Origin of the sequence: Pelomonas candidula, assembly GCF_043555985.1 — a bacterium.
Taxonomy (GTDB): domain Bacteria; phylum Pseudomonadota; class Gammaproteobacteria; order Burkholderiales; family Burkholderiaceae_C; genus Pelomonas; species Pelomonas candidula.
In genome coordinates this window covers 1-5,526 of sequence record NZ_JBIGIC010000033.1, presented here as the reverse complement: position 1 = coordinate 5,526, position 5,526 = coordinate 1, and the positions used below count along the sequence as shown (strand labels likewise).

The following is a 5,526-nucleotide window of genomic DNA, read 5'->3' as shown; positions in this document are numbered from 1 at the left end:
GATGTTCTTTAATAATTAGCAGCCGATAAGCGTGGGCGTTTGAGGCGAAGTGATGTTGCAGGGTGACTTGCAACGGTCCTTCGGACTTTAAACGCTCACGGAAATTAGATTTGAATCATGCAAATGGTTTAAGTCGATTCCGTTGAGTAAATTCAAGATCGAACTGTAGAGTTTGATCCTGGCTCAGATTGAACGCTGGCGGCATGCCTTACACATGCAAGTCGAACGGTAACAGGTTAAGCTGACGAGTGGCGAACGGGTGAGTAATATATCGGAACGTGCCCAGTCGTGGGGGATAACTGCTCGAAAGAGCAGCTAATACCGCATACGACCTGAGGGTGAAAGCGGGGGATCGCAAGACCTCGCGCGATTGGAGCGGCCGATATCAGATTAGGTAGTTGGTGGGGTAAAAGCCTACCAAGCCGACGATCTGTAGCTGGTCTGAGAGGACGACCAGCCACACTGGGACTGAGACACGGCCCAGACTCCTACGGGAGGCAGCAGTGGGGAATTTTGGACAATGGACGCAAGTCTGATCCAGCCATGCCGCGTGCGGGAAGAAGGCCTTCGGGTTGTAAACCGCTTTTGTCAGGGAAGAAAAGGTTCTGGTTAATACCTGGGACTCATGACGGTACCTGAAGAATAAGCACCGGCTAACTACGTGCCAGCAGCCGCGGTAATACGTAGGGTGCAAGCGTTAATCGGAATTACTGGGCGTAAAGCGTGCGCAGGCGGTTATGCAAGACAGAGGTGAAATCCCCGGGCTCAACCTGGGAACTGCCTTTGTGACTGCATAGCTAGAGTACGGTAGAGGGGGATGGAATTCCGCGTGTAGCAGTGAAATGCGTAGATATGCGGAGGAACACCGATGGCGAAGGCAATCCCCTGGACCTGTACTGACGCTCATGCACGAAAGCGTGGGGAGCAAACAGGATTAGATACCCTGGTAGTCCACGCCCTAAACGATGTCAACTGGTTGTTGGGAGGGTTTCTTCTCAGTAACGAAGCTAACGCGTGAAGTTGACCGCCTGGGGAGTACGGCCGCAAGGTTGAAACTCAAAGGAATTGACGGGGACCCGCACAAGCGGTGGATGATGTGGTTTAATTCGATGCAACGCGAAAAACCTTACCTACCCTTGACATGTCTGGAATCCTGAAGAGATTTGGGAGTGCTCGAAAGAGAGCCAGAACACAGGTGCTGCATGGCCGTCGTCAGCTCGTGTCGTGAGATGTTGGGTTAAGTCCCGCAACGAGCGCAACCCTTGTCATTAGTTGCTACGAAAGGGCACTCTAATGAGACTGCCGGTGACAAACCGGAGGAAGGTGGGGATGACGTCAGGTCATCATGGCCCTTATGGGTAGGGCTACACACGTCATACAATGGCCGGGACAGAGGGCTGCCAACCCGCGAGGGGGAGCTAATCCCAGAAACCCGGTCGTAGTCCGGATCGTAGTCTGCAACTCGACTGCGTGAAGTCGGAATCGCTAGTAATCGCGGATCAGCTTGCCGCGGTGAATACGTTCCCGGGTCTTGTACACACCGCCCGTCACACCATGGGAGCGGGTTCTGCCAGAAGTAGTTAGCCTAACCGCAAGGAGGGCGATTACCACGGCAGGGTTCGTGACTGGGGTGAAGTCGTAACAAGGTAGCCGTATCGGAAGGTGCGGCTGGATCACCTCCTTTCTAGATAGATCGCGCCTCGTACGTTCTAAGGAATGTGCAGAGCAAGATCAACTAAGAGCGAAAGCTCAAGCACTTAGCTTTAAGCGCCCACACTTATCGGCTGTATACAACAGTGAGTGAAATCGCGTGCCTGTGGAGCTGGCCTCAACAAGCCTGGCGATGATGCAGAGCGACGCAAACAAGTTTCGCGTGGGTCTGTAGCTCAGTCGGTTAGAGCACCGTCTTGATAAGGCGGGGGTCGCTGGTTCGAATCCAGCCAGACCCACCACGAGAGATCGGGGGATTAGCTCAGCTGGGAGAGCACCTGCTTTGCAAGCAGGGGGTCGTCGGTTCGATCCCGTCATCCTCCACCAGTTTCACTCATAAGGTTGGCAAACCTCAGCAGAACGAGAGTTCTTCTGAGGTTTGCCAGTCTTGATCGAAAGATCGGCTGTTGTTCTTTAACAATTTGTAGAGTCGAATCAGCGTTGCTGACGGAAAGTATCTCTTGATACACCGTGCCGTCAGCAATGATTTTGATTGCGTCAAACATAGACTTCAACTGAGCAAGAAATTGTTTAGATGAAGAACGGCGTAACGCGTGAATACTCAAAAAAGCGGTCGGACTGGAGAAATCTAGTTGGATCGCGTCCTTGATCGACAGTGCAGTCAGCGCTGTCAAAGTTATAGGGTCAAGTGACTAAGTGCATGTGGTGGATGCCTTGGCGATTACAGGCGACGAAGGACGTGATAGCCTGCGATAAGCTTCGGGGAGCTGGCAAATTAGCTTTGATCCGGAGATTTCCGAATGGGGAAACCCACTCCGCAAGGAGTAACTCTGACTGAATACATAGGTCATTGTGGCGAACCGGGTGAACTGAAACATCTCAGTAGCTCGAGGAAAAGACATCAACCGAGATTCCGAAAGTAGTGGCGAGCGAAATCGGAGTAGCCCTCGCGTTTTAGCAGTTTGCATATCAGAACGGAATGGAAAGTCCGGCCACAGCGGGTGATAGCCCCGTATGAGAAATGTAGATTGTGGAACTAGGCGCGAATAGAGTAGGGCGGGACACGTGAAATCCTGTCTGAATATGGGGGGACCATCCTCCAAGGCTAAATACTCGTAATCGACCGATAGTGAACAAGTACCGTGAGGGAAAGGCGAAAAGAACCCCGGGAGGGGAGTGAAATAGATCCTGAAACCGCATGCATACAAAAAGTAGGAGCCCGCAAGGGTGACTGCGTACCTTTTGTATAATGGGTCAGCGACTTACATTCAGTGGCGAGGTTAACCGAATAGGGAAGCCGTAGAGAAATCGAGTCCGAATAGGGCGAATAGTCGCTGGGTGTAGACCCGAAACCAAGTGATCTATCCATGGCCAGGATGAAGGTACCGTAACAGGTGCTGGAGGTCCGAACCGACTAGTGTTGCAAAACTAGCGGATGAGCTGTGGATAGGGGTGAAAGGCTAAACAAACTTGGAAATAGCTGGTTCTCTCCGAAAACTATTTAGGTAGTGCCTCAAGTATTACCTGCGGGGGTAGAGCACTGTTTAGGCTAGGGGGTCATGGCGACTTACCAAACCTTGGCAAACTCCGAATACCGCAGAGTACAGCTTGGGAGACAGAGCACCGGGTGCTAACGTCCGGACTCAAGAGGGAAACAACCCAGACCGCCAGCTAAGGTCCCTAAAATTGGCTAAGTGGGAAACGAAGTGGGAAGGCTAAAACAGTCAGGATGTTGGCTTAGAAGCAGCCATCATTTAAAGAAAGCGTAATAGCTCACTGATCGAGTCGTCCTGCGCGGAAGATGTAACGGGGCTAAGCCAGTTACCGAAGCTGCGGATGCATAGCAATATGCGTGGTAGGAGAGCGTTCTGTAAGCCTGTGAAGGTGGGTTGTGAAGCCTGCTGGAGGTATCAGAAGTGCGAATGCTGACATGAGTAGCGTTAAAGGGGGTGAAAAGCCCCCTCGCCGAAAGCGCAAGGTTTCCTACGCAACGTTCATCGGCGTAGGGTGAGTCGGCCCCTAAGGCGAGGCAGAGATGCGTAGCTGATGGGAAACAGGTCAATATTCCTGTACCGATCAATAGTGCGATGTGGGGACGGAGAAGGTTAGCTCAGCCAACTGTTGGATATGTTGGTTCAAGCGTGTAGTCGTGCTCTTTAGGCAAATCCGGAGGGCTTAGATGAGGCGTGATAACGAGTCTGCTTGCAGACGAAGTGAGTGATACCCTGCTTCCAAGAAAAGCCACTAAGCTTCAGCTATTGACGACCGTACCGCAAACCGACACTGGTGCGCGAGATGAGTATTCTAAGGCGCTTGAGAGAACTCTGGAGAAGGAACTCGGCAAATTGACACCGTAACTTCGGAAGAAGGTGTGCCTTTAGTAGGTGATCCATTTACTTGGTTAGCCCAATGAGGCCGCAGAGAATCGGTGGCTGCAACTGTTTATTAAAAACACAGCACTCTGCAAAGACGAAAGTCGACGTATAGGGTGTGACTCCTGCCCGGTGCTGGAAGATTAAATGATGGGGTGCAAGCTCTTGACTGAAGTCCCAGTAAACGGCGGCCGTAACTATAACGGTCCTAAGGTAGCGAAATTCCTTGTCGGGTAAGTTCCGACCTGCACGAATGGAGTAATGATGGCCACACTGTCTCCTCCAGAGACTCAGCGAAGTTGAAATGTTTGTGATGATGCAATCTCCCCGCGGAAAGACGGAAAGACCCCATGAACCTTTACTGTAGCTTTACATTGGACTTTGAACAGATCTGTGTAGGATAGGTGGGAGGCTTTGAAGTAAGGTCGCTAGATCTTATGGAGCCAACGTTGAAATACCACCCTGGTGTGTTTGAGGTTCTAACCTTGTCCCGTTATCCGGGATGGGGACAGTGTATGGTGGGCAGTTTGACTGGGGCGGTCTCCTCCCAAAGTGTAACGGAGGAGTTCGAAGGTACGCTAGTTACGGTCGGAAATCGTGACGATAGTGCATTGGCATAAGCGTGCTTGACTGCGAGACTGACAAGTCGAGCAGGTACGAAAGTAGGACAAAGTGATCCGGTGGTTCTGTATGGAAGGGCCATCGCTCAACGGATAAAAGGTACTCTGGGGATAACAGGCTGATACCGCCCAAGAGTTCATATCGACGGCGGTGTTTGGCACCTCGATGTCGGCTCATCTCATCCTGGGGCTGTAGCCGGTCCCAAGGGTATGGCTGTTCGCCATTTAAAGAGGTACGTGAGCTGGGTTTAAAACGTCGTGAGACAGTTTGGTCCCTATCTTCCGTGGGCGCTGCAAGATTGAGAGAGCCTGCTCCTAGTACGAGAGGACCGGAGTGGACGCACCTCTGGTGTATCGGTTGTCACGCCAGTGGCATTGCCGAGTAGCTAAGTGCGGAAGAGATAACCGCTGAAAGCATCTAAGCGGGAAACTCGTCTCAAGATGAGTCTTGCCGGGGCCTTGAGCCCCCTGAAGGGTCGTTCGAGACCAGGACGTTGATAGGCTGGGTGTGGAAGCGCAGTAATGCGTTAAGCTAACCAGTACTAATTGCCCGTGAGGCTTGACCCTATAACTTTGACTGTGAATTGCACAGATCAAGGTGAGTGTTCAAGTTATGCTGTTCTTCAGAAGTCTGAAGACGCAATCAAAATACTGATTCCGCAGCAAGCAATTGCTGTGTGCAGAGTAACTCTGCTGACTCTACGAATTGGGTTTATTGGCCTTGCCAGTAAGCCAACCAGTCAAGCCTGACGACCATAGCGACTTGGTCCCACTCCTTCCCATCCCGAACAGGACAGTGAAACGAGTCAGCGCCGATGATAGTGCGGATTCCCGTGTGAAAGTAGGTCATCGTCAGGCTATTA

General features: G+C 51.8%; 1 protein-coding gene, 2 tRNA genes and 3 rRNA genes. 5 read left to right on the top strand and 1 reads right to left on the bottom strand.

Annotated elements, in window-relative coordinates; genetic code table 11:
• Positions 1–160 precede the first annotated feature (160 nt).
• The 3 genes from ACG04R_RS28300 to ACG04R_RS28290 all read left to right on the top strand — a co-directional run bounded on the left by ACG04R_RS28300 (position 161) and on the right by ACG04R_RS28290 (position 2,037).
• A 16S ribosomal RNA gene (locus ACG04R_RS28300) occupies positions 161–1,684 on the top strand.
• Between the two features lie 191 nt (positions 1,685–1,875).
• Positions 1,876–1,952: transfer RNA gene (locus tag ACG04R_RS28295), tRNA-Ile, on the top strand.
• 9 nt (positions 1,953–1,961) lie between these two features.
• Positions 1,962–2,037 (top strand) — tRNA-Ala (locus ACG04R_RS28290).
• On the opposite strand, the gene ACG04R_RS28285 is transcribed toward ACG04R_RS28290, so the two are convergent.
• Positions 2,025–2,345: a hypothetical protein gene (locus ACG04R_RS28285; protein ID WP_394418133.1), complete on the bottom strand. Its 321-nt coding sequence runs from the start codon at positions 2,343–2,345 to the stop codon at positions 2,025–2,027. The two genes, ACG04R_RS28290 and ACG04R_RS28285, sit on opposite strands and share 13 nt — an antisense overlap.
• Before the next feature lie 8 nt (positions 2,346–2,353).
• On the opposite strand from ACG04R_RS28285, the gene ACG04R_RS28280 reads away from it, so the two are divergent.
• Positions 2,354–5,230, top strand: a 23S ribosomal RNA gene (locus ACG04R_RS28280).
• Positions 5,231–5,408: 178 nt separating this feature from the next.
• Positions 5,409–5,521 (top strand): 5S ribosomal RNA (gene rrf, locus ACG04R_RS28275).
• The 16S, 23S and 5S rRNA genes sit together here with 2 tRNA genes alongside, the layout of an rRNA operon.
• Positions 5,522–5,526: the final 5 nt, after the last annotated feature.